Origin of the sequence: Acinetobacter sp. PC34, from assembly GCF_051789135.1 — a bacterium.
Taxonomy (GTDB): Bacteria; Pseudomonadota; Gammaproteobacteria; order Pseudomonadales; family Moraxellaceae; genus Acinetobacter; species Acinetobacter johnsonii.
Genome location: NZ_CP196664.1, coordinates 2,108,841 through 2,134,285, shown reverse-complemented (window position 1 = coordinate 2,134,285; position 25,445 = coordinate 2,108,841). Strand labels below are relative to the sequence as shown.

Here is a 25,445-nt window from a genome sequence, read left to right as displayed (position 1 = left end):
TGTTGTACATCATAATCAATATATTAACAGAACAAAAGGGTGACTCTGCTGTTTATGTGATTTAAATCACTAAATTGTAGTTGAGGATTGACAAAGCTACGACTGGTGCTGTCTCTGTACGCAATACACGCTCACCAATACACCAGTTAATAAAACCGTTCTCATTGGCTGTTGTAATTTCAGCCTCACTTAAACCACCTTCAGGCCCAATGAGTAGTGCAATGTTTGGTGTCGCATGTGCCAAAACATCGATTTTTTCTTTATTCGGGGCGAGTACAAGTCGAGTCGCAGGTAATTCGGATGCGAGCCATTTCTCTAAACTGAGTGGTGCAAGGATTTTTGGAACAATATTCATGCCGCATTGTTCACAAGCTGCGATGGCGATGCCTTGCCAGTGATCAATTTTCTTTTGATCGCGGTCATATTTCAAACGCATTTCACAGCGTTCAGACGTTAATAGTTGAATCTCCGAAACGCCTAATTCAACTGCCTTTTGAATGACATAGTCCATACGATCACCTTTACTCATGACTTGACCGAGTAAAGTTTTAAACGCAGGCGTACGATTGGTTGGGTTAAAAGCAGTGACCTGAACTAATGCTGACTTTTTAGCAACGTCACTTAAGGTCACTTCATATTCGCCGCCTTGTCCATTAAACAAAGTAGCCGTTTCACCGACTTGAGCACGCAAAACTTTTACCCAGTGGTGAAACACAGTTTCAGTCAGTTCGACAGTGTGATCAACATTGAGTTCTGCTTCCATAAAAAAACGAGGCATTCGGTTTTACTCTCAAATAGGGTGAATCTAGTTTAAATGCTTATGCTAAACCGAGGTCTAGTACAAGCTGACGGGTAGGATCAGTGGTGTTCATGGTGTAGAAGTGCAAACTCGGTGCGCCACCTGCAATCAGGCGTTCGCAAAGTTTCACAATCACTTCATGACCAAATGCTTTGATGCTGGCAGTGTCATCACCATAAGTTGCCAGTTGCTTACGAATCCAACGTGGAATCTCAGCGCCTGTACCATCTGCAAAGCGAATCAAGTTGCTGGCATTGGTAATTGGCATAATGCCTGGTGCTACAGGAATGTTCACGCCTTCTTTTTGAATGCGATCGACAAAGTAGAAGTAGGCATCTGGATTAAAGAAGAACTGAGTCAGTGCGGCATTCGCACCTGCATTGGCTTTGTCGCAAAAGCGTTGAATGTCTAGGTCAAAACTATCTGCTTGAGGGTGCATTTCTGGATAAGCGGCAACCTCAATTTTGAAATGATCGCCCGAATGTTCACGAATAAAGCGAACCAAATCCGTGGCATAAGGTAGTTCCCCTAGACCGACTTGACCTGAAGGTAAGTCACCACGCAGCGCCACAATACGGTCAATGCCTTGATCTTTATAAATGTCGAGTAATTCAGCAATACGTGCTTTGTCATCGCCAATACAAGATAAGTGCGGTGCAACAGGCGTACCTTTACCATTGAATTCAGCAATGGCAGCAAGGGTACGTTCACGGGTAGAACCACCAGCACCGTAAGTAATTGAGAAGAACTCTGGGTTTAATAACTGAAGTTCTTGGTGTACGACTTTAAGTTTTTCTGCACCAGCATCGGTTTTGGTTGGGAAAAACTCAAAAGAAATTGGAACTTTTTTGCTCATCATCAAATCCTTTTTTATAAATGCTATTTTTTGTGTTTGCTCTCATCCCATCCTTCTCCCAGAGGGAGAAGGGGATTCATTACATTGAATAGAGATAACAAGATTTCACTGCTAACATCATTCGGTAATGAAAGTCCCTCTCCTGAGCAGACTTTAAGCACTGCTTTAAAGTTCAGCGCAAGAGAGGTTTGCAACTTAGTATTTATAAGCGTCAGATTTGAACGGACCTTCAACAGCTACACCTAAGTAGTCTGCTTGTTCTTGAGTCAATTGAGTCAAGACACCACCAAAACCAGCAACCATTGCCGCAGCAACTTCTTCATCTAATTTCTTAGGAAGCAGTTCTACACGAATCGCTGCTTGTTTTTGATCTTCAGCGAGATCAGCAAATTTTTCAGCGAACAAGTGCATTTGACCTAGTACTTGGTTGGCAAAAGAACCATCCATAATACGTGATGGGTGACCCGTTGCATTACCTAGGTTAACTAAACGACCTTCAGAAAGAAGAATGAGGTAGTCGCTGTCATTTTCTGAACGATACACTTGGTGAACTTGTGGCTTCACTTCAACCCATTTGTAACCACGTAAGTAGTTGGTGTCGATTTCAGTGTCGAAGTGACCGATGTTACACACCACTGCACCTGCTTTTAATGAATCAAGCATTGCAGCGTCACATACGTGGTAGTTACCTGTTGTTGTTACGATTAGATCAGTATTTTGAAGAAGGTCAACATTGATGTCTTCTTTCTTGCCTGTTTGTACGCCATTTTTGTATGGAGATACAACTTCGTAACCGTCCATGCATGCTTGCATCGCACATATTGGGTCAACTTCAGTCACACGTACAATCATGCCTTCTTGACGAAGTGATTGTGCAGAACCTTTACCTACGTCACCGTAACCAATCACAAGTGCACGACGACCAGATAAAAGCATATCTGTACCGCGTTTGATGGCATCATTCAGTGAGTGGCGGCAACCATATTTGTTGTCATTTTTAGACTTAGTTACAGAGTCATTCACGTTGATTGCAGGAACTTTCAAAGTACCGTCACGAAGCATTTCATACAGACGTTGAACACCTGTCGTCGTTTCTTCAGTTACGCCGTGGATTTTTGCAATCACTTCAGGATATTTTTCATGAACAAGTAGGGTTAAATCACCGCCATCATCCAAAATCATGTTGGCATCCCAAGGGGTACCATTCACATTGATTTGTTGTTCTAAACACCACATGTATTCTTCTTCTGTTTCGCCTTTCCAAGCAAATACAGGAACACCAGAAGCTGCAATTGCAGCAGCAGCGTGGTCTTGAGTCGAGAAGATGTTGCATGAAGTCCAACGAACTTCTGCGCCTAATTCAACTAATGTTTCAATTAAAACAGCAGTTTGAATGGTCATGTGGATACAGCCAAGGATTTTCGCACCTGCAAGTGGTTTTGCAGCAGCATAACGCTTACGTAGGCCCATAAGTGCTGGCATTTCTGCTTCAGCAAGTTTGATTTCTTTACGGCCGTAATCAGCAAGTGAAATATCAGCAACTTTGTAATCTGTAAATGAAGCAGTAACCGCGTTCATTACGATCTCCTTAATTTAAAATAAAAATTGATCATTATGTTCGCGGATGCCGTTGTTGATTGGAACGAGTGTCTAACCGAATCGTCGAGCCTAGCGATTCCACATTTATGTACCTGTGAAAAAGTCGCAGCATCCCTCGACTAGCGAAGTATTGTACTTGGAAATTGATTCAGTTCCAACGATGTTTTGTTTATTATCAACACAATCATCTTTTTTGAATTGTGTTATGGCCTTGAATATCCCTGAATCCTTAATGAACCTTGAAGCTAATGGTGGTATTTATGCGGTATGGATGCTACTCCAGCATTTATATATCGATGCGGATATTGAACAGTTGATAGAGGTCTGCGGTTATGATGCAGAAAACGGAACGACAACCATTGGCTTGGCAGTCGGATTAAAGAAATTTGGCTTTGATGTTCAATTTTATACTGATGAAGACCCAGAGCTTCAAGCACAAGAAAAATTGAGTTATGCAGAAGCTGAGCAACTAAAGCTGCCAGTTTTAGCGGCCATCAATTACCAACAAATTCAACAGGCATTTGAGCAAAATAAATTTATCATTGTCTATTACGATACTTTAGAAGGCGTCGGAAACCATTCACTGGTTTATTCTATAGATGAGCAGGAAATCTGTTTCTTTGACAGTTTTGATGCGATGCCTGCATCTGTATTTGAGCAGCAACGTCAAGTCGAGGGCATCTGCCGACAAGTGATCGTGCTTGATCATTCAAACGCTCGCATGGAAACAGCACAATAAACATGAAAAGAAGATGTTAAATGAAAAAGATCCTCGGACTATGCGTGTTCATCTCTATGCAGATCAGCGCGAATGACAGCACGGGTTATGTGGCAACGGGCGGTGTGCAATATCTGAAAAATCCAAAAATCAGTATGCAAAGTGAAGATTTGTTTATCAGTAAAAACATCATTCGGGTGAATTACCAATTTAAAAATCTTACCGCTCAAGATATTACGGAAACTGTTTTATTTCCCTTGCCGCGTGTGGGCAGTTCGCGTGAAAGCGATTTTGCGCATACCGAACAATTGATTCAAAGCTTTAAAGTACAAGCCAATGCACAAAAGATTCAGCCAGAAACACATGTGCGTGCATTTTTACCTGCTTTAACAGCAACTGGAGACTTCAGTTCCAATGGTGACGTCGTCGATGTGACTGCAGGTTTGAAAAAATGTGGTTTTTCAGATCGAGATTTGATGCATCCGTGGTTATTGCAACAAGACTCTACGCTTAATCAGCGTTTGTATCGTTGTGAGGACAAAACGGTACAGCAGCTTTTAAAGCCCTATCAGGCGGATGATGAAATTTATTGGGAATCGCAAATTATTTATAGTTGGCAGTAGACGTTTAAGGCCAATGCGCTGACCTATGTACAACATGAGTACATGCCATTGGTCGGTGGTTCGGTCTCTTTATATCCTGAAGAGGATGAAAAAACCTATTGTATGGATCAAAACTTCAAAGCGGGTTTGAAAAAGGCCAAGTCGCAATATCCACCTTATCAAGCTTTGGGCTATATCTTAAAAACGGGTGCAAATTGGGCGAAACCTATTCAAAGTTTTAAACTGACCATTGAGCGTGACCCGAATGAGTTGGTTTCATTTTGTTGGAAGGGTCAGGTGAAAAAGATCAGTTCGACACAATTTCAAATGACAGAAAAGAATTTTGTGCCGAAGCAGGATTTAGATATTATTTTTGTGCATAAGTTTTAAGTAGTAAAAAGCCCATCAAAGGATGGGCTTTTGCTTATTCTTGCTCTGCGGCATCTGTCTTGTCGTGCCAGTATTTGGCTTTTGCTTCATCTGTATCGACACCTAGCGCATTTTCATAAATGAATGCCAAATCACGCATGGCTTGAGCCTCACCCAGTTCCGCTGCTTGTTGTACCAGTTCAATTGACTTAGCGACATCTTTTTCAACCACATCACCACGACGGTAAAAACCAGCTAACTCTAATATTGCAGTAGGGTGTTTCAGTTCAGCGGCTTGTTTTAACCAGTGATGTGCATGTCCAAAGTAGGTTTCAGCTTCGCTTGGATCTTCTTCTCGAAGTTCTTTGGCATAAAAAGCATAACCTTCACCCAGCCAATACATGGCTTCTACATGACCCAATGCTGCTGCTTTGAGCGCCCATTCTTCTGCAAGCGTAATGTCATCTTCATTTTCACTTTGCATATATAGTTCAGCGAGTTCAAATTGAGCGTCACTATTGCCTGTTGTTGCAAGGTTGACCAATTCAGCAGGAATTTTAGGAGATTTAGGCATACAAATAACCAAAGATTTAAACTGTGGATAGCCTAATGCTTTCAAGTGAAAAAGCCAATCCGAAGATTGGCTTTTAGGTTCAGATCAGGTGCAAAGTTAGGCTGAATATAAATAAGAGTAAAACTGAAACAGCGATATTCTTAATTTTTTGCTCAAAATAACTTAAGCAAAGTCCAACAAACAGTGCTGCGAAGCTAATCACGCCGATCCAATAACTGATTTCAGTGCTCCAATGTCCTTGCGTTAAGCAAATGAGCAAAGAAACAATTAACAGTAACCAACCCACAGTGGTTGCTAAGCGTGTTTGCTGAAGTGTCAGTTCTTTAGCAAAGATTTGCTTTTGGTGCTTAGACATACTGCTGGCAAGTGAAAAAAAACCTAAGGTCGCTAAAGTCCAAATGATCAGAAACCAAATCATGCTTCGGCCTCCTGAACAGCTACTTTCACTTTTTTGTTCGGCAAACCTTGATGTTTTTTAACTTTGTCATAAGCGAAATAGAAAATCACTGCCATTACCCACATGGCTAAATCAACCGATGCAATCATCCATTGGCCCTGCGCGATGCTGTTCCACAAAGCTTGACCGCCTGTCATCAAGTTGACCACTGGCAGCAGGACGAAAGCGAGTGTTGCCAATAAAAGTAAGTCTAACCATGCTTGGCGGTGGGTACGGAAAATGGCATAAATTAGCGTGAGTAACCATACGGTAAAGAAGCTACGAATTTCCCAGTTCAGGCGCATTTCTACATCTGCAGGAATGAAACGGTTGGCATAAAAATATGCCGCGCAGGCCAAAGGCAAACCAATAATGGCTGTAATATTTAAGACTTCAACCAGTCGGAAACCAAACGATTTATAGCCTTGTTTCTGCTGTTGGGGAGCACGTTTTAAACACCAAAGGATAAGACCCGTAGCCACCATGAGCGTACCTAAAATACCTGAGCAGAATAATAACCAACGCAGCGCTAAGTCGAGGCCACGCGCTTCGTGTAAGACGGTGACCACGTTATAGATGGCACTTGGAATCGATGGATTTTTGATTCGTATATTTTTATCCGTTTCGTCTTGACCCGTGACCCCATTGTAGTTGAGGGTTGCATACACATTGCGATGCGCGACACTTTCAGCACGTAAAGCACGCAATTCAATTTTGGCTTGGTCTGTATTGGGTGAAATAATGTTAATTGAAGCAATTGGATTGTCTTTCCACTGTTGTTGTACCGCTGCCATAATTGGGGCTAAGTCTGTCAGTGGAGCAGGGCGGAGTTCGGGTTTTGGATGTTCCTCACCACGACCTTCTGTATGTTCACCGCGTTGCTGTCCGCGTTCTCCACGAGCCGCTCTTTCGCCTTCGCGTGGCACATCTTCAGCCTTTTGGGGCTGCTCAATCATGCTGGCCTGTTGGTCACGTAAAAACTGTTGTCGATTTTCATACGCTTGGTTAATTCCCCAAGGCATGAACATAAACATGAGCAGTAGTAAGCCACTAAAGGTAATCATTAGATGAAAAGGCAGTGCAAAAACAGCGGTTGCATTGTGTGCATCCAGCCATGAGCGCTGACCTTTGCCTGAGCGAAAGGTAAAGAAATCTTTAAAGATTTTTTTATGGGCAATGATGCCGCTGACAATTGCGACCAACATGAACATGGTGGCAATCCCGACTAACCAACGCGTCCACAGGCGGGGTAAACCGTACAACTCAAAATGGAAACGATATAGGAATCCACCACCACGCGTATCCCGTGGTTCAATCACTTCACCAGTCGCACTGTCTAAGGTGATGCGTGTTCCACCACGACGTGCTTTCGGGTCTTCACCAACGGCACGAATAGTCACTTCAGTTGTGGTTTGGCGTGAGTTGGGTAGTTGAATATTCCAACTGCCTGCATCTGGGTGGTTTTTCTGTAAATAGTTGAGCGCGACCTGCATTTGTTGCACTTGAGACTGCGCAGGGATAGATTGATGTGTTTCGGGTTTCATCCAAGTAGAAATTTCATTTTGGAAAAAACTGAGGGTTCCAGTCACAAAAATTGCATACAGCAGCCACCCTAAAATGAGACTGGCCCATGTATGCAACCATGACATGGATTGGCGCGGTCCTTCCGCTTTTTGATCAACACGCATTGAAAAACTATCCTAAAAATTTGAGTAGGGCATACAGTGCAATACATGGCACAGCAATGCCGAGTGTTGCTTTTAAGGTTTTTTGAACCATAAAGACCCAAATAAAGGCAGCACAGTTAAGACAAAATGCAATGAGTGTGGCGCTCATGGCCGCATTCACAGGATTTGCAATAAAGACTTTAGCAATGGTTAATGCAGAGAGTGCAGCAAGGAGATAACCTCCGAGCAATGCAAGTGCAAATCGATACAACACCATCAGACGGTAGCTAAGTGGTGTGTCGACTTTCTTCTTTTTGGCAGGCTTCGGATGGACTTTTTCCGAATGAACCAAGGCATCAATTTGAGTGGTGCTATTCATGGAAGAGAGTTGGTGTATTAGTAAACAATATTGCAAATGATAACAATTATTATTTAAATAAAATAGATGGTAACTTTATTTATTTTTTCTGTAACGGTAAGTGAGTTTGGTGAACAGAAAAATTTGGATTGTAGTCGCTGCCTTTTTAAATAGATTTGATTCTTATTGTTATTTCTCTAAGGAATGGCTACACAGTGTTACCAAATCACGTTATACGCTGTTTTGATCTGCGTTAGTTTCATAGTCAATACTTGGGCGAATTTGGAGGAAAAGATGGCTGCTTTTATTAATGCCGAACAGGCAAAAATTATGTCCAACCAAGCGTATTTAGATATTGAAGTCTATAAATTACGTTTAGCTTCACTCATTGAGGAGAGTGCGAAACAGGGAAATACTGCGGTATTTACAGTTCTGCCAAAACATTTACCCCTAGAAGATATTCGTCATTTTTCAGCAGAACTGACCCAACTGGGATATCAAGTTCGTTTGGAAGTGGAAGAGTTCTATTATCGTTTAAACGTGTATTGGATTTAAAACTTCGCTTTGATGTCTGGTTTATATTGTGTGGATAAATAAAAGCCCGTAAACGGACTTTTATTTTTTAGGAGTTTCGAAAACCGATGAAAGGTTATAGTTGAATATCGGAAGCCTTAGTATTGTAAGGATTCTTTAAATCTAGTGTCTGTTCAAGCTCATGATCAAAAATATCGGTGAGCATACTATCGAAGCGTTGAGCATTGTAATGAATCAACTGATCTGCTTCTTCAGGGCTTATGAATCCTGTTTCAAGTGCATGTTGAATATGCGATTCAAAATCTAAGCCTTCAAATTGTCCTTTGGCTTCCGCTTTTTTAAACTTCGTCCATAGTGGATCAATTTTCAATGCAGCTTGGAAGGCATTTTCCATACGCCCAAAGACGTCATTGGGATCGGTATTGTAAAAAACATGCTGCTTCAGTTGTTCACGGAAAGGATTATTTTCCATGATCGCACGTCCTAATTGCGTTTTTAGCTGATCGCTTGGTTGCTGAGCAACACGACCAAAAGGGAAACAGATGAACTTGACTACACAAGCAGCGGCTCGCATAGGAAAGTTTGCGAATAGTCCATCAAATGCATCCTGAATTTGGACAAATGCTTTTTCTAAAGCCAGTTGAGCATGCTGTTGTTCAGCCTCACTACGTTGTCCTTTTTCATAAAACTTCAAAATAGCGGTTGCTATAAATAGATGGGCATGAATGTCAGCCAAACGTCCTGAAAGCATTTCTTTGCGTTTAATATCGCCTGCAAGTAAGCCTAAACACAGGTCTGCTGTTAAGGCAAAGTTTGAACTGAAACGGTTAATGGTTTTGTAAAAAGGGCGTGAGAAAGCATCTGTCTGTGCGGAAGCATCTGAAGGGCCACCGAATATGCCATAACTGAATGAACGGGCTGTTCGGTTAAAAGTATAAGCCAAATGTTTAAAAAGTAGCGTGTCGAAAGGCGCTAAAGCTGACTTTGTATCTTCTGCTTGAAGGAGTTGGAGTTCTTCATATAAATAAGGATGACAGCGCATTGAGCCTTGACCAAAGATCATTAAAGAACGGCTTAAAATATTGGCCCCTTCAACGGTAATTGAAATGGGGATGGCTTGATAATTCAATGCTAAAAAATTGCGCGGCCCCATTTGTACTGCCCGTCCGCCAACGACATCCATCCCATGATTGACAATTTTACGCATGGTTTCGGTGGCATAGTATTTGGCCATAGCTGTCATCACTGCGGGCTTGCCGCCTTCGTTTAAACCACAAGTGACCATATAGCGGAAAGCTTCGAGCATATATGTACCACTGGCAATATCACTGGTGGCTTCTTGCACGCCTTCAAAATGTCCTACAGAAATTTTAAATTGTTGGCGTACTTTGGCAAAAGCACCGACACTTAAATAAGCCATTTCAGCTGAAGCAGTGGAGAGCGCTGGCAGTGAAATCCCACGACCTACGGCTAAGCACTCCATCAGCATGCGCCAACCTTTACCTGCATTTTCCACCCCACCAATAATCCAATCGAGTGGGATAAAAACATCTTGTCCATCGACCGTGCCATTCATAAAGGGGGAACCAGGATTATGTCGCGCGCCGACTTGGACGCCGTCATGACTGGCCGGTAATAAGGCACAGGTGATGCCGTATTCAGTTTTGCTTGCATCGCCTAATAGTCCATCAGGGTCATAGAGTTTAAAAGCGAGACCAATCACAGTCGCAATAGGTGCCAGTGTAATCCAGCGTTTTGAAAAGTTCATACGTAAACCGAGTACTTCTTGGCCTTCAAACACACCATAGCAGACCACACCTGTATCAGGTATCGCACCAGCGTCTGAACCCGCCTCAGGACTGGTTAAACCAAAGCAGGGGATTTCTTCGCCTTTGGCTAGTCTTGGTAGGTAGCGTTGTTTTTGTTCCTCAGTTCCATAATGTAAAAGCAACTCACCTGGGCCTAGAGAGTTGGGCACCATACAACTGACGGCAGTGGTCAGTGAACGTGAAGAAATTTTGCTCATGATGCGGCTTTGGGCAAAGGAGCTAAAGGCACGACCTCCGTATTCTTTGGGAATAATTAAACCTAAAAAGCTTTGTTCTTTGATGTATTGCCATGCTTCAACAGGAAGATCTTTTAAGTGGTGATGAATTTCCCATTCATTGAGTAAACCACAAAGGTGTTCAACTTCATGATCTAAGAAGGATTGCTCTTCAGCAGACAGAGTTGGGTAGACATAACCATCAAATTTTTTCCAGTCAGGCGCACCCATAAATAATTCTTTTTCCCACCAACTGGTGCCTGCATCCAATGCTTCACGCTCGGTACTGCTCATACTCGGCATGGCTTTGGCTAAAGCTTTATAGGCAGGTTGAGTGATTAAAGACTTTCGTAATGGATCAATAACCACAATCAGGCTGAGAATAATTAAGGGCAGACCTAGAAGTAATGACCACGGACTGATAAAAATAGCAGCGAAGAGGGACGTAAAAATAATGATTGCAGTTGCCATTAAGCGACTGAGTTCAAAATAAAAAATAGCCCAGAGGATACAGATTAAAAACAGAATGGCGAAAATGAAACCCATTGAAACCTCCCGTTGTTTACACCGTGAGGTCAGTCATACGTTTTATAGAATTCCACGGAAAATAAGGCAAAAACGTAGACTAAAAAGGTGTAATAAAATGAATTTGATGTGATGTGTAGCATCACGATTATTTTAGACTTTGAATTAGATTAGGATGTTTATTGAACAATGACTGTGTTAGAAATGTATGAATACGTAATTGAAAAATATAAAGAACGAAGATCGTAATAAAAAAAGCCCTCATATGAGGGCTTTTAATTTTTGCGTTTTAACTGTTTAACGCCACAGTAAATTAAGCTTCAATCGTTTGAACAGCAATCTTTTTCGCAGGATCTGCTTTGCGACGTACTGCTGGTACAGGTTCACCATAGTATTGGCGGTCAGCGAAGTAGCTTGACCGAACCATCGGTGCTGCCCAAATATTTCTAAAACCCAACTTTTGACCGTGCGCAGTGTAGCGTTCAAATTCTTCTGGTGTAACGAAGCGGTCAATCGGCGCATGCTCTTTTGAAGGCTGTAAATACTGACCAATTGTTACATAGTCAACGCCGTGTGCATGCAAATCATCTAAAAGTGAAATGACTTCTTCTTCAGTTTCACCAATACCGACCATCAAACCACATTTGGTTGGAACGTCAGGGCAATATTCTTTAAACATTTTCAACAGATTTAAAGAGTGTTGGTAGTCTGAACCTGGACGCATCGCTTTGTATAAACGCGGCACAGTTTCAATGTTGTGGTTAAATACATCAGGTGGACACTCAGTCATAATGCGAAGCGCAATGTCCATACGACCACGGAAGTCAGGTACCAAAATCTCAAGTAAAGTATTCGGGCTTAATGCACGTGCTTCTTTAATACAGTCAACAAAGTGTTGTGCGCCACCGTCAAGTAAGTCATCACGGTCTACAGACGTAATCACGGCATATTTTAAACCTAAGTTTGAAATTGTTTCAGCCATGTGACGTGGTTCGTCTGCGTCAAGTGCATTTGGACGGCCATGTGCCACGTCGCAGAAAGGACAACGACGTGTACAAATGTCACCCATAATCATAAAGGTTGCAGTACCGCCACCAAAACATTCGGGGAGGTTTGGACACGCAGCTTCTTCACAAACGGTATGCAGTTTTTGTTCACGTAGGGTTGATTTAATGCGTTGCACTTCTTCGGGTGCTGCCATTTTCACGCGAATCCAATCCGGCTTGCGTGGCGTTTCAACCGTAGGAATAACTTTTACAGGTATACGCGCGACCTTTTCTGCGCCACGAAGTTTGATACCCTGCTCAGGTTTACGGTTTTCAGACATATTCAACTATTCCACTGTTTTTGACGGGGGAGATGCTAAAAATAGCAGTATTAGTATAGCGGAAATGCGAATTGATAGGGCGGAAATACTATTCATTTACTAAATGTGGTTATCACTTAATATATGTAAGCTAAATACAGCAAATTGCCTGCAATTACGTCATAATATGCCCAAGATAAGTAATAAGTTTTTGAAGAAGGAGCGTTGAATGCCACGTAAAAAAGAGGTCGTTGGTGGAACTTTCGTTAAATACGATGCGGTCGTTCTAGGTTCAGGCCCTGCGGGTGAAGGCGCGGCAATGAAACTTGCCAAATCTGGAAAGCGTGTTGCGATTGTAGATGTACGTGAGCAGCTCGGTGGTAACTGTACCCACGTGGGGACCATTCCAAGTAAAGCTTTACGTCAAACGGTATCGAGTATTATCCGTTATCGCCGTGACCCAATGTTTAAAAAAATGGGCGACTGGCGCCAGTTTACCATGAAGCAAGTGCTTCAAAATGCACATAAAGTGATTCAACAACAGGTTGATACACACTCACGTTTTTATGACCGCAATAAAATTGATATTTACCATGGTCGTGCTTACGTTCAAGACCAAAATACAGTTTTAGTATTTAGCCCTGAAGGTATTAAAGAAACGATCATGTGCAAACAAATCGTGATCGCAACGGGTAGCCGTCCATACCGTCCTGCGGCGCTTGATTTTAACCATCCACGTGTATTTGATTCGGACAAAATTTTAGACCTTGATTATTCGATTCAAAAAATCATCATTTATGGTGCAGGTGTAATTGGTTGCGAATATGCGTCTATTTTCATTGGACTAGATCATAAAGTTGACCTGATTAATACACAGCATAAATTGCTGAGTTATCTAGACGATGAAATTTCTGATGCTTTGTCTTATCACTTACGTCAACAAGGTGTCTTGATTCGCCATAATGAGCAGATTGATCATCTTGAAACCTATGATGATCACGTGGTGCTACATTTACAAAGCGGTAAGAAAATTAAAGCAGATGCTATTTTGTGGTGTAATGGTCGTTCTGGAAATACGGATGGCTTAGGCTTAGAAAATGTGGGTATTACACCAAACAGCCGTGGTCAAATTACAGTCAATGATCAATACCAAACCGAAGTGGAAAACATTTACGCTGCTGGTGATGTGATTGGTTGGCCTTCACTGGCTTCTGCTGCATATGACCAAGGTCGTTGTGCAGGTGCAAACATGAGCGGTGAAGTGGGTGTGGAACCTGTGGTTGATATTCCGACAGGAATTTATACCATTCCAGAAATTTCTTCGATTGGTAAAACTGAACAAGAGTTAACCGAAGAAAAAATTCCGTATGAAGTGGGTCAGGCTTCTTTCCGTCATTTGGCGCGTGCGCAAATTACAGGTGACACAGTGGGTGAATTGAAAATTTTATTCCACCGTGAAACTTTGGAAGTGCTGGGTGTTCATTGCTTCGGTAATAACGCATCGGAAATTATTCACATTGGTCAGGCGGTGATGAATAGTCCAAACAATACCATCAATTATTTCGTAGAAACGACGTTTAACTATCCGACGATGGCTGAAGCATATCGTGTAGCGACCTTAAATGGTATGAATCGTTTATTCTAATTTTTATAGTATTTTCAGAGGCCTGTAAGTTTAGACTTGCAGGTTTTTTTATACCTAAAATTGCTATTTTGTAAGTGTAGGCATATCTAAATGCCTAAAACTTTTTAACGATTTATGCGGTGGTAGGTGAGTGTGACAAGTAAGGGGGGAGGGAGCAACTTTGCTTATGAGAGGCAAGTAATTTTGTGGGTGCCATGTTTCTTAGCGTAGAACATGGAAAGAATGATCCAGTGATACGGCGTAGCAGATATTTTTAGACATAAAAAAACCAACAAAGTTGGCTTTTTTGAATTAGGCTGCGACGTGAAATCAGTTACAGGATGAACTGATGTAAGAAGTAGGCAGAAATCATCATGCCTAACACAAAAAACATGCACGAATAAGCGTCAAGCTGATAACGCTTTTCTAATTGATGTTCAACATGCTGTATATTTTCTTCTTGCATAATTTTCATGGAAGTTTTTATTCCGATTTAATTATCGTTAAAATCCTATTGCATGTTTGTATTTTTAACATAAAAAATTGCTTAAATAAAGTACTAATTAAAAATAATCAGATCTCCACTATACATAATCACTTAAATATTCAAGTTTATGCTGAGTTAACCCAGAAGCCAGTAGCTACCAATAACTAACTATCTGAAAGTCATAGAACTTAAGATTTTATTATTCATCGTTAAAATAAGATAATTGAATTTAAAACTGTGGATAAAAGTTCTTTTAAATGAATTTAAAATGCCAAGAGATAATAAAATATGTGGATAAGTTTTATACAAATGAATTCAAATTAAAATAAATCGTACTGATATAAATAAAAAAGCCAACGCAACCTATACATCGATCTGGTATAGGCTGCGTTGGCTTATTTTTATAAATTATTGATTTAATGCATAAATATTGGCTTGAATCCAAATATTGCCGCGAATGTATTGTCCGATATTAAAGTTGGCGTACTCTGGATTTTTAGTGGCAATACGAATCAGTGTTGCAGCTTGGTTGTCTTCATGAATCAAGGCAACATCAAGCAGAGTGTAGTCTTGTTCCATAAATTGCATGTTGGTTTTGCCAACAATATTCCCTTGGAACCATGCTTCATCTTCCTGACCTATCTTTTCTCCATACAAATAAGCGACCATTTTTGAAAAATCGACAGTCACAGGTTCTTTGTCATCATCCGACTTTGGTTCCCATGCATCAATCTGTTCTTGCAAGTTTGCAGGAGCAATGCCATTGTTTGCTGCCAAAATATCGTTCAAGGCACGATGATGTTTAATCGATGCAGGGTCATCAACCACTAGTTGCTCGTGCTCTGCGACTGCTTCTAGTTCATATGCCCATGCATTGAGATGTGCAATATAGGTTTGGTCTTTTTGGTATTGAGCATGATTGACGCTATATAAGCTGTCATAAGCGTAGACGATGCTGTTATTGCCTAAGTTTAAACGTAAAACGGCTTGTGTGTTGGATTGACCGCGAATGATGCGTTCAACCACAGCAGACACTTTATAGGGGCTATTAAAACTTGGAAATGCAGTTTTAACGGCCTTGGGTTTATTGTCTTCAACCGCGATGACTTGAGTCAGTTGAACAGCCGCTTGACTTGGACCTTGAATGAGCCAACAACCCGTATCCATATCTTGTTCAGTCTGGCATAAACCCATCGGCATGATTGGTGCATTTAAAGCTAAACCTAACCATTTAGGGACATCTTGTGCAGGGTTATCTGTGAGTAAATTCCAATGCTCGACGTGGCTACCAAAGTTTTGGTCATCAATGGTGATTATTTCTGGACTATTTTGATTGTTCATATGCACGATTGAATGAGGTTATATATCCCTATTAAATCGAGGGTTATTTCTATATTTCAAGTCCTATATTTTATTTTTACTAGAAAATCATCAAAAAAGAGTAAAGCCTTACTTTATTTGATAGACAAAAGAACAAAGTATTTTCATCTGATACTTAAAAAGTATGAAGCGAGCTTTGTATAGGTGATTTTGAGCGGTTTTATCTATTATGCTCAAGCACTGAGTTTGTTAGACTAAGGCAGTTTCTTTTGTTTATGGATGTGCAGTGCTGCCATTTAAGCTCTGGGTCGATGCAGATGCATTGCCTAAAATTTTACGTGAAGTGATTTTACGTGCTTCAGATCGTTATCAACTTGAAGTGACCTTTGTGGCCAATCAAAATGTCGGGATTACGCCTTCCGTTCGTATTAATTCGATTCAAGTGATGAGTGGGGCGGATGCCGCGGATAAAGAAATCATCGAACGCATGAAAGAGAATGATATTGTGATGACACAAGACATTCCGCTGGCAGCACAGGTGATTGAAAAGGGTGGAATCGCAATTCACCCACGTGGTGAAATCTATACTACCGCTAATGTCAAAGCCCGCCTACATTTACGTGATTTTATGGATTCATTACGTGGAGCAGGTGTAAACACGGGTGGGCCACCACCTATTTCTGAGCGTGATAAACGCGAATTTTCTAGTTCTTTAGACCAAACCATTCAAAAGCAAAAACGCAAAACTGCCATTTAGCATCGAGCTGATTATGTCTTCTAAAGCCAATCTGATGGCAACCTATGGATTATTGGTTTTTATTTGGTCCACAACGCCTTTAGCGATTGTGTGGAGTGTGACCGATTTACATATGCTGTGGGCATTGGTATTACGTTTTTTCATTGCTTTGCCTTTGGCGATTTGTTTGTTATTGGTTTTAAAACGACAGTTCCCCACCGATAAAGTCGCTTGGCATAGTTATTTGGCTGGTTCTTTTAGCTTGATTGGTTCGCAGTTTTTTACCTATGTTGCCACCAATTATATTAGTTCAGGCATGATTGCATTGATGTTTGGCTTAGCACCGATTATGGCAGGGCTGATCGGACGTTTTTACTTTAAGAGCTATTTGAGTGCAATGCAGTGGTTTGGAATGTGTATTGCACTGCTAGGACTTGCGATAATTTGCCTTGCAGGTACAGCACAGCATGTCCATCCGTTTGGGATTGGACTGATGTTACTTAGTGTATTTTCTTATGCAGCCTCTATTTTCTGGGTGAAAAAAGTCAATGCGAATATTGAACCCGTTGCACAAGCGACAGGTTCAATTTTGGTGTCGACATTGGCGGCTATATGTATTGTGCCTTTTATTTGGCAGCATGCACCGCAGCAAATGCCCGATTTGAAAACTTGCTTGGCGCTGCTATATACGGTCGTCATGGCGTCATTGATTGCGATGTTCTGTTATTTTAAATTGGTACAGAAAATTCAACCTACGACTTTATCGCTGACTACCGTCATGACGCCGATGATTGCTCTATTTATAGGTGCGGTACTGAATCAGGAAAAACTTTCGATGATGGTGATGTTGGGTGCAGTGGTTTTACTGTCAGGTTTATTCGTTTACTTTTATAAAGATCTTCAGGCAAGTCGGAAACTTGCCCAAAAGTTAAAAAGCCAAAACTAGTCCAAGGTTCTGGCTTTAATGATCTTCGACCGTCAAAGAAATACAGTCGGCCAATTTGACACGATCTTGCGGGTGCAAGGTAATAAAGTATGCTCCCGTGCGGCACTTGCCATTTTCCTCTTCATTGCTGTACACCACTTGTGCAATCGCGGCAATATGGAAGAAGTTTTCAGGGTGGCTCAAGGTTAAGTGGATATAGGTACCATCTTGAATTTGTTTTTCGCTATAGAAACTCAAACCACTTTCAGAAAAATTCACATGTTCAGGCGTAGGTAACATGGTTTGTACAATTGTGTCGTACAAAGACCCCGTGATCAGGTTTAATTTCTGGTTAAATAGGGATAAGATTCGAGCAATTTGTTGATCTTTTTCAGATAATTGTTCTAATTCGTAGTTTAGTGCATGATCAAATTGATCTAATTCTGCGAGTAGTAGAAAATAGCGCGGTAAAACAAAATTAGGATCGTAAGGGTCATTCAGGGCAACATCATCAGAAATGATCTGATAGTTAATTCTCAAGGCCGCATCGATTCGTGACATCACACGACGTTCTGTTTGAACGTTTTGATGCTGTAAATTTTCCATAATTATGACCTCGGACTAGATGGTATGTTTAAACCAATCTCGCTGTATATAGGGTTGAGATATACTCGCGCACGGCGTAGCAACCACTTTATTTCTTTTATTGCACTGGTTTCGATGATCGGTCTGACACTGGGTGTGGCTGTACTTATTACAGTCTTATCTGTAATGAATGGTTTCGACCGAGAGTTGAAAACACGTGTACTTGGAATGATACCTCAAGCCACTGTTTCTTCAACACAAATTTTAACAGATTGGCCTGAACTTGCAAAAAAAATTGAGACAAAGGAACACGTCACAGGCGTAGCACCGTTTACTCAATTGCAGGGGATGCTTACGGCACAAGGCCAAGTGGCTGGAATTATGGTCACGGGGATCGAACCTCAATATGAAAAAAAGGTTTCGATTATCCAAGACCACATGGTTGAAGGTGGTATTGATAACTTAAAAAAAGGTGAGTTTGGTATTGTTTTAGGCAAACAAATGACCGATGCCTTAGGTTTAGGTTTAAATGATAGTGTGACTTTGGTTTTACCGGAGGCAACACCATCACCAGCGGGTGTGGTACCGCGTTTTAAACGTTTCAAAATTGTGGGCATTTTCAGCATTGGTGCTGAGGTCGATTCGATGATGGGCTACATTGCCTTGAATGATGCATCAACGTTGTTACGCCTACCTGATGGCGCGCAAGGCATTCGCTTGAAATTGGATGATATTTTTGCAGCACCTAAAGTGGCTGATGAAATTGTGATGGATCTGCCAAGCGGTTTTTATGCCTCGAATTGGACCTATACTCACGGCAATTTATTTAGTGCGATCCAAATGGAAAAAGCCATGGTGAGCTTATTGCTCTTCCTGATTGTCTTGGTGGCTGCATTTAATATTGTGTCATCCTTAGTGATGGTCGTGACCGATAAAAAATCGGATATTGCCATATTACGTACCCTTGGCGCCTCACCTGCAACCATTACCCGTATTTTTATGGTTCAGGGCACGATTATTGGTGTGATTGGTACGGTATCGGGTGCGATTCTCGGCATTGTTTTCGCTTCTGGAATTAGTGGTTTTGTGGGTTGGTTAAACAATGTGATGGGACTTCATCTGTTTGATGCCTACTTTATCAATTACTTACCATCGTATTTAAGATGGCAAGATGTATTAACCATTGTGTCACTGTCTTTAGTTTTAAGTTTCCTTGCAACAATTTATCCTGCAATGCGTGCCGCAAAAATCCAACCTGCGGAGGCATTACGTTATGAGTAAAATTGTTTTAGAAGCGCAAAATATTGAAAAGCATTTTACTGACGGTAAGTCGACCGTTGAGGTGATTAAAGGCCTCTCTCTACAAGTCAAAGCAGGTGAATTTGTCTCGATTGTGGGGTCGAGTGGTTCGGGTAAAAGTACTTTGTTGCATGTCTTGGGTGGTTTAGACCGTCCGAGTTCGGGCCAAGTGTTTTTGCAGGGCAGTCGTTTTGACAGTTTGAATGAAGCTGAGCGTGGTTATTTACGTAACCAACACTTAGGTTTTGTTTACCAGTTCCATCATCTGTTGCCTGAGTTTACGGCTTTGGAAAATGTGGCAATGCCACTGATGTTACGTCAAGGCACCAACTTTAAAGATGTACAAAAGCAAGCCGAATATTTACTTGAACGTGTAGGATTGACGCATCGTTTAACCCATAAACCGGGTGAGCTTTCGGGCGGGGAACGGCAACGTGTTGCATTAGCGCGTGCATTGGTGGCCAAGCCTGCGTTGATGATGGCAGATGAACCGACAGGCAACCTAGATCGTAAAACAGCAAGTAAAATTTTTGAGCTGCTGATGGATTTACGTCAGGAATTCAATATGGCGATGTTGATCGTGACGCATGATGAACAACTGGCTCAGTCCGCCGATTCGATTTTGCATATGCAAGATGGTCTTTGGGTCAATGACTAGGCTGAGTGCCGATAAAAATATGAGATAAAGCCACTATCTATTGAAGCCCACTTCGGTGGGCTTTATTATGGCGCCAATAAAAAAATAACTGATTAAAAGAATGAAGTTTTTATATGCTGCTGCTTGGATTGTAGGAATTGCACTGATGGGGCAGACCGTCCCCATCCTAAATCACCTTTTTTACCCAGCATTGATTTTGGTCACTGTACTTTTGCCGTTACAGCTTTTTCTCTTTAAGCACAAACACGTCCTTATTTTGCAGTTTTTATGTGGACTGATTTATTCAATGTTGTTTTTAACTGCAGGATATCATTATGCACAATCAGCTTTGCAACAGCGTCTAGCCTATAAAGAAACAAAAGTTGAAGATGCTGAAATTATTGTTTATATCGCAAAAGTTAACCAACTGGGTGCTGAGACCATTCAGCAAGAAATACAGGTCTTGAACCGACATGTGCAACCAGTGCAGTGGTTGGGTTTTCAAAAAAGGATCTCGGATGAGCAAGTGGTCTTGGAACTTGGGAAATACTACCGACTGATAGGGGAAATACGTCCTGCGCATAGTTATGCGGTGCAAGGTGTATTCGATGTTGAGCAGTGGTATCTGCAACGTAATCTCATGTCGGGTTTTAAACTCAAGCACATACACCCCTTGTCTGAGTCAGAAATTTCTGCATTAGGCTATACCCATTATTTAAGAAAACAGCAGGGTGTACTCAATAAAATTCAACTGGGTATAGAACAACAGCGCTTAAACATTCGTCATTTTATTTATAGCCAGCCTTTAAGCCATAAGGGCTTAATTCTAGCACTCCTGACTGGGGATGAAAGTTTTTTAGATAAGGAGACGACAGCACTTTTTCAACGCTTTGGCATTAGCCATTTATTAGCGATTTCTGGGCCACATGTGCTGATCTTTGCCGTGATGCTGTGTTGGCTGTTACAAAAGGTGCTGAATCGTTATTGGCCACAGATTTTTCTAAAAATCCCACGACCTTATGCATTGTTACTGCCATTTTGTTGCTGCGTATTGCTGTATTGTGCCTTTGTTGGTTTTGAAATTCCTGCACTTCGTACTTTACTCAGTTGTTTCTGTTTAAGTGTGTTGATTTGGCTCAGGCAGAAAATTTCAGCTTTGACGTTACTCTTATTGAGTGCATCACTCCTTTTACTGTTAGACCCTTTTTCAATTCTATCAGCTGCCTTTTGGCTGTCCTATGGTGCATGCTTTGTGCTTTTACGCATTTATCAAACGACTATTCGGCTGGATTTGAGTCGCCCGCAGTCTTGGCAGAAAAAACTCGTTTTTAGCTTAAAACTTTTGGTTGAGTCGCAGTGGAAAATATTTGTGGCTCTGATGCCTTTGGTGATTATTTTCTTCAAGCAAGTCTCATGGGTGAGTCCAATCAGTAACCTTGTCGCTATTCCACTGATCAGTTTACTGGTTGTACCACTGGAGGTTTTGGCAGCATTTACTTTTTATCTTTTTGAACCGCTGAGCAGCCTTTTGTTTCAGTTGGCAGATTGGGTGCTGGTATTTTTATTGGGCATACTCAATGGATTGGATGCGCTACTACCGATTAAGTTATACCCGATTGCGCTCAATACTTGGCAAGTCATTTTATTGATTGTGCTCTTAATCATTATTTTTATGCCCAAACCGAGTCTACCAAAATCATGGCTGGTGTTAGGTTTGATTCCTTTGTTGGGGTTTAGCAGCCAAAACCGTCCTTTTGAGTTGGTCGTATTGGATGTCGGTCAGGGACAAGCGGTGTATATGCAAGATGGGCAACAGCATGCCATGATTGATGTTGGTGGCTCCTATGATGAATCGAAGTTTAGCGTTGCTAAGCAGATTATTCAGCCATTTTTATCGAAGCAAGGCGTGAGCCAATTAGATCAGCTGATACTTACACATTTGGATCAAGATCATAGTGGAAGTTATGCCACATTAAAAAATGAGTTGTCGATCAATCAAGTTTACTCTAATCAGCAATTGGATGTGGCGACTACGTCAAACTTTAACTATTGCCAACAAGGTCAGATCTGGCAATGGTCTGAACAAGTGGAAATCAAAATTTTGTCACCGAAAGCCAATCAATTGGCACAAGTGCCATATCAGCAAAATGAGTTATCTTGTGTAGTCTATATACAAGTGAAGGGTGTACAGCCTTATCAGTATTTTTTGATTATGGGGGATGCAGGCTGGCAAACCGAGTTTCAATTATTACAGGATTATCCAGACTTAAAAGTTGATGTATTGGTCTTGGGTCATCATGGCAGTCGACATAGTTCAGCCTATGCGTTTTTAAAACATTATCAACCGAAATTAGCAATTGCCTCAGCAGGGTTCAATAACCGTTATGGACATCCAAGTACAGTAACGCAAACTCGTTTGAAAGCTTTAAATATCCCACTCTTAACAACAGTAGAGCAAGGCAGTATCGGTTTTATTGTGCAGCCTACAGGGATTATTGAACTGACGATACAACGTCAGACTCGACAGTGGTTGCAGTCGACTGATTCTGTTGTTCCAAACGCAATTGCTCTAAACGGGTCACAGCCTCATTAAAGGGAAGGTTATACAGTGCTCGAAGTTTAGGGTTGGCTTTAAAGCGCTTATAGGTCCAATGATAATGCTCAGGATAACGGTGGACCAAGTCCTCAATAGCTTGGTGAATGACGAAGGTGCCATCATTGGCTGTACCTTGATAAATACTTTCGCTCATTTCTTCAATGTACATATCAAAGCCATCGTCATTACGAATAGCATAGAGCAGTAAAGCCTTGGCTTTGGTTTTTTGAATCAGTTTGGCGCTCAGGTTACTTGAAGCCAAAGGAAAGCCAAAATAAGGAATCATTTCACCGCCTTGTTTTGGGGTATGATCGGGCAGAATTACGGTTGTTCCCCCTTGTTTGAGCGCCTTAAAAATTTGGCGTACCCCTGATTCATCGGTCGGCACAAGCTGAGCGCCTTCACGACTGCGCGCCTCACGAACAAATAAGTCAGCACCAGGATCTTTGACCGGTTTATACATAATAGTCATTTCAGTAAATTGGGCGACATAACTATTCATAATTTCCCAAGTCCCAAAATGAGGTACGATTAAGACTAAACCTTTCTGAGCGGCAAGCGCCTGATGTAGCAAATGTTCGCCATGTACTTTTTGGACGCGTTCAATATTTTTTTGGTTGCTTGAACCCCAGATACTAAAAAACTCAAAATAGGTGGTCAGTTCATTACGCACTGCTTGCTTCGCAATCATTTCACGTCGCTCATCACTCAGCTCAGGCAGTGCAATTTTTAAGTTGAGTCTGAGGGCGTCATTGTTTTTACTGATTTTTAAAAGATTGACTAAGCCTGCTAAACCTTTAGCAAAAAAACGTGCAAATTTAATAGGTTGTTTGCTTACAAAACGCAGTAAACGATAAGTCGAGTTTTGCTCTTGTGCTTTAGTCATTCTTTAGAGTCAATGGTGCATGTGGATAAAAACATAAAATATTATAGGCTAAAATAAACTGTTTCGACAGTTTTCTACAAATCAGTGTATATAATGAGGGCAATTTTATTCAAGTTTGGATTGTTATATGTCCGATTGGCCACCAAAACCAGAAAATGAAACGCCGAAACAACAGCCTGTACATGAACAACCGACAGGAAACGAATGGAAACTTTTAGAGAAAGCAGTTTTAGCTTCCGTCGAGGAACAACGTCGTGCACGTCGTTGGGGCATCTTTTTCAAATGTCTAACTTTCGCCTATCTTTTGTTTATTCTATTTGCCATGACCAAGAGCTGTTCGACTAGTGGTACGGATGCAACCGCATCTAAACACATAGCTGTAGTTGATATTGTTGGTACCATTGCCGCTGATGAGCAAAGCGTAAACAGTGATGACACGATTAAGTCATTAAAGAAAGCTTTTGAAAATAAACAAAGCCAAGCGGTGGTGCTCAATATTAATTCACCGGGCGGTTCTCCGGTTCAGTCGGATGAAATCTGGCAAGAAATTCAATATTTGAAAAAAGCGCATAGCGATAAAAAATTGTATGCGGTGATTGGTGATACAGGTGCATCAGGTGCTTACTATATCGCATCTGCTGCGGACGAAATCTTGGTGAATCCTTCGAGTTTAGTGGGTTCAATCGGTGTGATTATGCCGAACTATGGGGTGAATGGCCTCATGCAAAAACTAGGTGTTGAAGACCGCACTATGACCTCTGGTCAAAACAAAGCTTTATTATCAATGACACAACCCGTTAACCCTGCGCAGCGCGCACATGTTCAAGGTGTACTTGATAATGTACACGAGCATTTTATTAATGCTGTGAAACAAGGTCGTGGCAAAAAGTTAAAGTCGAACGATCCTGCACTTTTCTCAGGTCTTTTCTGGACAGGGGATCAGGCGGTCAAACTGGGTATTGCTGATCGTATTGGTAATTTACATACTTTAAAACGTGAACTAAATACCGATAAAGCGATGGATTATACGGTGGTACATAGCCCACTAGATGCTGTATTAGGCCGTTTAGGTGCATCTATGGGAGCTGGTTTTGCATCTTCACTTTCAAATCAAATGCAATCTGAACAGACCACGAAACTGCAATGAAACCTTTAATTCATTTTGCGCACGCCAATGGCGTGCCTTCTAAGGTCTATCAGAAATTATTTGATTTATTGTCAGATCAGTATGATGTGATCTATGTCCCTTTACTAGGACCAGATAAAAACTACCCGATTGATAACCATTGGAAAAGCTTAACTCAGCAAGTGATTGACAGTATTGTTCGTCAGGCACAGGGTCGTAAAGTGATTGGTTTAGGACATTCATTAGGATCAGTGCTGACGTTTCAGGCGGCGTTACAGCGTCCTGAGTTATTTCAACAAGTCATCATGATAGACCCGCCTTTGATCATGGGCAAAGCCTCGTTTGCATTACACTTTGCGAAAATGTTGAAGTTAAAAATGGTTGATACCATGTCACCAGCAGCGCTATCTTTACGGCGTCGTGACCATTGGGAAAGCCGTGAGCAAGCAGCTGAACTTTTACGTCCAAAAGGTTTTTATAAAGACTTTGATCCAGACTGCTTTCAAGCTTATATTGAATATGCTTTAACGGAAGATCGTGTCCGTGGCGGTGTTGAACTTACGATTGCAAAAATGGATGAAGTTCATATCTTCAGAACCAATCCTTCTTTATGGTGGCTACCTCAGTGCAAACCACAAGTGCCGATGCATTTAATGATTGCTAAAAAAGGTCCTTTTATTGGTCCAGGTTTTCCACAAATAGTGAAAAAGAAATTTGGCATTCCTTATCAAATCGTTGAGGGAAGCCATATGTTTCCTTTGGAGCGACCAGAAGAAACGGTTGCTCTGATTAAGGCGCTGATTCAAGAAAATGTTTAATAGTACTTTTTAGCAACCA

23 protein-coding genes and 1 pseudogene are annotated in these 25,445 nt (G+C 41.4%); 11 read left to right on the top strand and 13 right to left on the bottom strand.

Annotated features, from left to right (window positions below; genetic code table 11):
* Window positions 1-61: 61 nt before the first annotated feature.
* The 3 genes from ACSC9N_RS10440 to ahcY all read right to left on the bottom strand — a co-directional run bounded on the left by ACSC9N_RS10440 (window position 62) and on the right by ahcY (window position 3,233).
* A complete protein-coding gene (locus tag ACSC9N_RS10440; protein ID WP_010326381.1) occupies window positions 62-778 on the bottom strand; it encodes a 16S rRNA (uracil(1498)-N(3))-methyltransferase in 717 nt (238 codons plus the stop codon).
* A 40-nt stretch (window positions 779-818) separates the two neighbouring features.
* Window positions 819-1,655 (bottom strand): methylenetetrahydrofolate reductase [NAD(P)H], encoded by an 837-nt coding sequence (gene metF / locus ACSC9N_RS10435; RefSeq protein WP_010326382.1) that lies wholly within the window; start codon window positions 1,653-1,655, stop codon window positions 819-821.
* A gap of 195 nt (window positions 1,656-1,850) precedes the next feature.
* On the bottom strand, window positions 1,851-3,233 hold the full coding sequence (ahcY, locus tag ACSC9N_RS10430; protein ID WP_010326383.1) for an adenosylhomocysteinase: 1,383 nt from the start codon (window positions 3,231-3,233) through the stop codon (window positions 1,851-1,853).
* Between the two features lie 226 nt (window positions 3,234-3,459).
* Between ahcY and ACSC9N_RS10425 the strand changes: the two genes are divergently transcribed.
* Window positions 3,460-3,993 (top strand): cysteine peptidase family C39 domain-containing protein, encoded by a 534-nt coding sequence (locus ACSC9N_RS10425; protein WP_029574987.1) that lies wholly within the window; start codon window positions 3,460-3,462, stop codon window positions 3,991-3,993.
* Window positions 3,994-4,013: 20 nt separating this feature from the next.
* A pseudogene (locus ACSC9N_RS10420) lies at window positions 4,014-4,964 on the top strand (DUF4424 family protein).
* A 34-nt stretch (window positions 4,965-4,998) separates the two neighbouring features.
* Here the strand turns inward: ACSC9N_RS10420 and ACSC9N_RS10415 are convergent.
* The 4 genes from ACSC9N_RS10415 to ACSC9N_RS10400 form a co-directional block, all read right to left on the bottom strand.
* Window positions 4,999-5,517 carry a tetratricopeptide repeat protein gene (locus ACSC9N_RS10415; protein ID WP_029574988.1) on the bottom strand — a complete coding sequence of 173 codons (519 nt, stop codon included), beginning with the start codon at window positions 5,515-5,517 and terminating at the stop codon, window positions 4,999-5,001.
* Between the two features lie 79 nt (window positions 5,518-5,596).
* Window positions 5,597-5,935, bottom strand: coding sequence for a DUF3325 domain-containing protein (locus ACSC9N_RS10410; RefSeq protein WP_010326386.1), 339 nt, complete (start codon window positions 5,933-5,935; stop codon window positions 5,597-5,599).
* Window positions 5,932-7,641: a PepSY-associated TM helix domain-containing protein gene (locus ACSC9N_RS10405; RefSeq protein ID WP_010326387.1), complete on the bottom strand. Its 1,710-nt coding sequence runs from the start codon at window positions 7,639-7,641 to the stop codon at window positions 5,932-5,934. Before ACSC9N_RS10405 ends, ACSC9N_RS10410 begins: the two co-directional genes overlap by 4 nt.
* 7 nt (window positions 7,642-7,648) lie before the next feature.
* On the bottom strand, window positions 7,649-7,999 hold the full coding sequence (locus ACSC9N_RS10400) for a hypothetical protein (RefSeq protein ID WP_010326388.1): 351 nt from the start codon (window positions 7,997-7,999) through the stop codon (window positions 7,649-7,651).
* A gap of 273 nt (window positions 8,000-8,272) precedes the next feature.
* Between ACSC9N_RS10400 and ACSC9N_RS10395 the strand changes: the two genes are divergently transcribed.
* Window positions 8,273-8,533, top strand: coding sequence for a hypothetical protein (locus tag ACSC9N_RS10395; RefSeq protein WP_010326389.1), 261 nt, complete (start codon window positions 8,273-8,275; stop codon window positions 8,531-8,533).
* Window positions 8,534-8,627: 94 nt separating this feature from the next.
* Here the strand turns inward: ACSC9N_RS10395 and ACSC9N_RS10390 are convergent, their stop codons facing one another.
* Window positions 8,628-11,102, bottom strand: a complete 2,475-nt coding sequence (locus ACSC9N_RS10390) for an acyl-CoA dehydrogenase (protein ID WP_010326390.1) — start codon at window positions 11,100-11,102, stop codon at window positions 8,628-8,630.
* A gap of 292 nt (window positions 11,103-11,394) precedes the next feature.
* On the bottom strand, window positions 11,395-12,408 hold the full coding sequence (gene lipA / locus ACSC9N_RS10385) for a lipoyl synthase (protein WP_004693928.1): 1,014 nt from the start codon (window positions 12,406-12,408) through the stop codon (window positions 11,395-11,397).
* Between the two features lie 208 nt (window positions 12,409-12,616).
* On the opposite strand from lipA, the gene sthA reads away from it, so the two are divergent.
* Window positions 12,617-14,032, top strand: coding sequence for a Si-specific NAD(P)(+) transhydrogenase (gene sthA, locus ACSC9N_RS10380; RefSeq protein WP_004693926.1), 1,416 nt, complete (start codon window positions 12,617-12,619; stop codon window positions 14,030-14,032).
* A gap of 313 nt (window positions 14,033-14,345) precedes the next feature.
* On the opposite strand, the gene ACSC9N_RS10375 is transcribed toward sthA, so the two are convergent.
* Both ACSC9N_RS10375 and ACSC9N_RS10370 read right to left on the bottom strand, forming a co-directional pair.
* Complete coding sequence (locus tag ACSC9N_RS10375) at window positions 14,346-14,486, bottom strand: hypothetical protein (RefSeq protein WP_004693924.1); 141 nt, start codon at window positions 14,484-14,486, stop codon at window positions 14,346-14,348.
* 420 nt (window positions 14,487-14,906) lie between these two features.
* Complete coding sequence (locus ACSC9N_RS10370) at window positions 14,907-15,839, bottom strand: hypothetical protein (protein ID WP_010326391.1); 933 nt, start codon at window positions 15,837-15,839, stop codon at window positions 14,907-14,909.
* 265 nt (window positions 15,840-16,104) lie between these two features.
* Here ACSC9N_RS10370 and ACSC9N_RS10365 point away from each other — a divergent pair, with 265 nt between their 5' ends.
* Entirely contained in the window at window positions 16,105-16,575 is a 471-nt protein-coding gene (locus tag ACSC9N_RS10365) for a YaiI/YqxD family protein (protein WP_004693920.1), read from the top strand.
* Between the two features lie 13 nt (window positions 16,576-16,588).
* Window positions 16,589-17,500, top strand: a complete 912-nt coding sequence (locus ACSC9N_RS10360; RefSeq protein ID WP_010326392.1) for a DMT family transporter — start codon at window positions 16,589-16,591, stop codon at window positions 17,498-17,500.
* A gap of 15 nt (window positions 17,501-17,515) precedes the next feature.
* Here ACSC9N_RS10360 and ACSC9N_RS10355 read toward each other — a convergent pair whose 3' ends face one another.
* Window positions 17,516-18,085 carry a PilZ domain-containing protein gene (locus ACSC9N_RS10355; protein ID WP_004693916.1) on the bottom strand — a complete coding sequence of 190 codons (570 nt, stop codon included), beginning with the start codon at window positions 18,083-18,085 and terminating at the stop codon, window positions 17,516-17,518.
* A 24-nt stretch (window positions 18,086-18,109) separates the two neighbouring features.
* Between ACSC9N_RS10355 and ACSC9N_RS10350 the strand changes: the two genes are divergently transcribed.
* The 3 genes from ACSC9N_RS10350 to ACSC9N_RS10340 all read left to right on the top strand — a co-directional run bounded on the left by ACSC9N_RS10350 (window position 18,110) and on the right by ACSC9N_RS10340 (window position 22,593).
* The gene (locus ACSC9N_RS10350; protein WP_004980646.1) at window positions 18,110-19,345 is read left to right on the top strand and encodes a lipoprotein-releasing ABC transporter permease subunit; all 1,236 of its coding nucleotides are present in this window, start codon (window positions 18,110-18,112) and stop codon (window positions 19,343-19,345) included.
* Window positions 19,338-20,021 carry a lipoprotein-releasing ABC transporter ATP-binding protein LolD gene (lolD, locus tag ACSC9N_RS10345; protein ID WP_004693913.1) on the top strand — a complete coding sequence of 228 codons (684 nt, stop codon included), beginning with the start codon at window positions 19,338-19,340 and terminating at the stop codon, window positions 20,019-20,021. Before ACSC9N_RS10350 ends, lolD begins: the two co-directional genes overlap by 8 nt.
* Before the next feature lie 100 nt (window positions 20,022-20,121).
* A complete protein-coding gene (locus tag ACSC9N_RS10340; protein ID WP_010326394.1) occupies window positions 20,122-22,593 on the top strand; it encodes a DNA internalization-related competence protein ComEC/Rec2 in 2,472 nt (823 codons plus the stop codon).
* Here ACSC9N_RS10340 and ACSC9N_RS10335 read toward each other — a convergent pair.
* A complete protein-coding gene (locus ACSC9N_RS10335) occupies window positions 22,493-23,482 on the bottom strand; it encodes a lysophospholipid acyltransferase family protein (RefSeq protein ID WP_010326395.1) in 990 nt (329 codons plus the stop codon). The two genes, ACSC9N_RS10340 and ACSC9N_RS10335, sit on opposite strands and share 101 nt — an antisense overlap.
* Window positions 23,483-23,609: 127 nt before the next feature.
* Here ACSC9N_RS10335 and sppA point away from each other — a divergent pair, with 127 nt between their 5' ends.
* Both sppA and ACSC9N_RS10325 read left to right on the top strand, forming a co-directional pair.
* Complete coding sequence (gene sppA / locus ACSC9N_RS10330; protein WP_010326396.1) at window positions 23,610-24,629, top strand: signal peptide peptidase SppA; 1,020 nt, start codon at window positions 23,610-23,612, stop codon at window positions 24,627-24,629.
* Window positions 24,626-25,426 (top strand): alpha/beta fold hydrolase, encoded by an 801-nt coding sequence (locus ACSC9N_RS10325; protein WP_010326397.1) that lies wholly within the window; start codon window positions 24,626-24,628, stop codon window positions 25,424-25,426. The genes sppA and ACSC9N_RS10325 overlap by 4 nt, the downstream gene beginning before the upstream one ends.
* The last annotated feature ends 19 nt before the right edge of the window (window positions 25,427-25,445 follow it).

Coding starts and splice junctions, on each gene's coding strand:
- ACSC9N_RS10395 (WP_010326389.1), top strand. CDS start 8,273: ATGGCTGCTTTTATTAATGCCGAACAGGCAAAAATTATGTCCAACCAA.
- ACSC9N_RS10325 (WP_010326397.1), top strand. CDS start 24,626: ATGAAACCTTTAATTCATTTTGCGCACGCCAATGGCGTGCCTTCTAAG.
- ACSC9N_RS10415 (WP_029574988.1), bottom strand. CDS start 5,517: ATGCCTAAATCTCCTAAAATTCCTGCTGAATTGGTCAACCTTGCAACA.
- ACSC9N_RS10425 (WP_029574987.1), top strand. CDS start 3,460: ATGGCCTTGAATATCCCTGAATCCTTAATGAACCTTGAAGCTAATGGT.
- ACSC9N_RS10400 (WP_010326388.1), bottom strand. CDS start 7,999: ATGAATAGCACCACTCAAATTGATGCCTTGGTTCATTCGGAAAAAGTC.
- ACSC9N_RS10375 (WP_004693924.1), bottom strand. CDS start 14,486: ATGAAAATTATGCAAGAAGAAAATATACAGCATGTTGAACATCAATTA.
- sppA (WP_010326396.1), top strand. CDS start 23,610: ATGTCCGATTGGCCACCAAAACCAGAAAATGAAACGCCGAAACAACAG.
- ahcY (WP_010326383.1), bottom strand. CDS start 3,233: ATGAACGCGGTTACTGCTTCATTTACAGATTACAAAGTTGCTGATATT.
- ACSC9N_RS10370 (WP_010326391.1), bottom strand. CDS start 15,839: ATGAACAATCAAAATAGTCCAGAAATAATCACCATTGATGACCAAAAC.
- ACSC9N_RS10360 (WP_010326392.1), top strand. CDS start 16,589: ATGTCTTCTAAAGCCAATCTGATGGCAACCTATGGATTATTGGTTTTT.
- lipA (WP_004693928.1), bottom strand. CDS start 12,408: ATGTCTGAAAACCGTAAACCTGAGCAGGGTATCAAACTTCGTGGCGCA.
- sthA (WP_004693926.1), top strand. CDS start 12,617: ATGCCACGTAAAAAAGAGGTCGTTGGTGGAACTTTCGTTAAATACGAT.
- ACSC9N_RS10405 (WP_010326387.1), bottom strand. CDS start 7,641: ATGCGTGTTGATCAAAAAGCGGAAGGACCGCGCCAATCCATGTCATGG.
- ACSC9N_RS10355 (WP_004693916.1), bottom strand. CDS start 18,085: ATGGAAAATTTACAGCATCAAAACGTTCAAACAGAACGTCGTGTGATG.
- ACSC9N_RS10350 (WP_004980646.1), top strand. CDS start 18,110: ATGTTTAAACCAATCTCGCTGTATATAGGGTTGAGATATACTCGCGCA.
- ACSC9N_RS10340 (WP_010326394.1), top strand. CDS start 20,122: ATGAAGTTTTTATATGCTGCTGCTTGGATTGTAGGAATTGCACTGATG.
- metF (WP_010326382.1), bottom strand. CDS start 1,655: ATGAGCAAAAAAGTTCCAATTTCTTTTGAGTTTTTCCCAACCAAAACC.
- ACSC9N_RS10410 (WP_010326386.1), bottom strand. CDS start 5,935: ATGATTTGGTTTCTGATCATTTGGACTTTAGCGACCTTAGGTTTTTTT.
- ACSC9N_RS10390 (WP_010326390.1), bottom strand. CDS start 11,102: ATGGGTTTCATTTTCGCCATTCTGTTTTTAATCTGTATCCTCTGGGCT.
- ACSC9N_RS10335 (WP_010326395.1), bottom strand. CDS start 23,482: ATGACTAAAGCACAAGAGCAAAACTCGACTTATCGTTTACTGCGTTTT.
- ACSC9N_RS10440 (WP_010326381.1), bottom strand. CDS start 778: ATGCCTCGTTTTTTTATGGAAGCAGAACTCAATGTTGATCACACTGTC.
- lolD (WP_004693913.1), top strand. CDS start 19,338: ATGAGTAAAATTGTTTTAGAAGCGCAAAATATTGAAAAGCATTTTACT.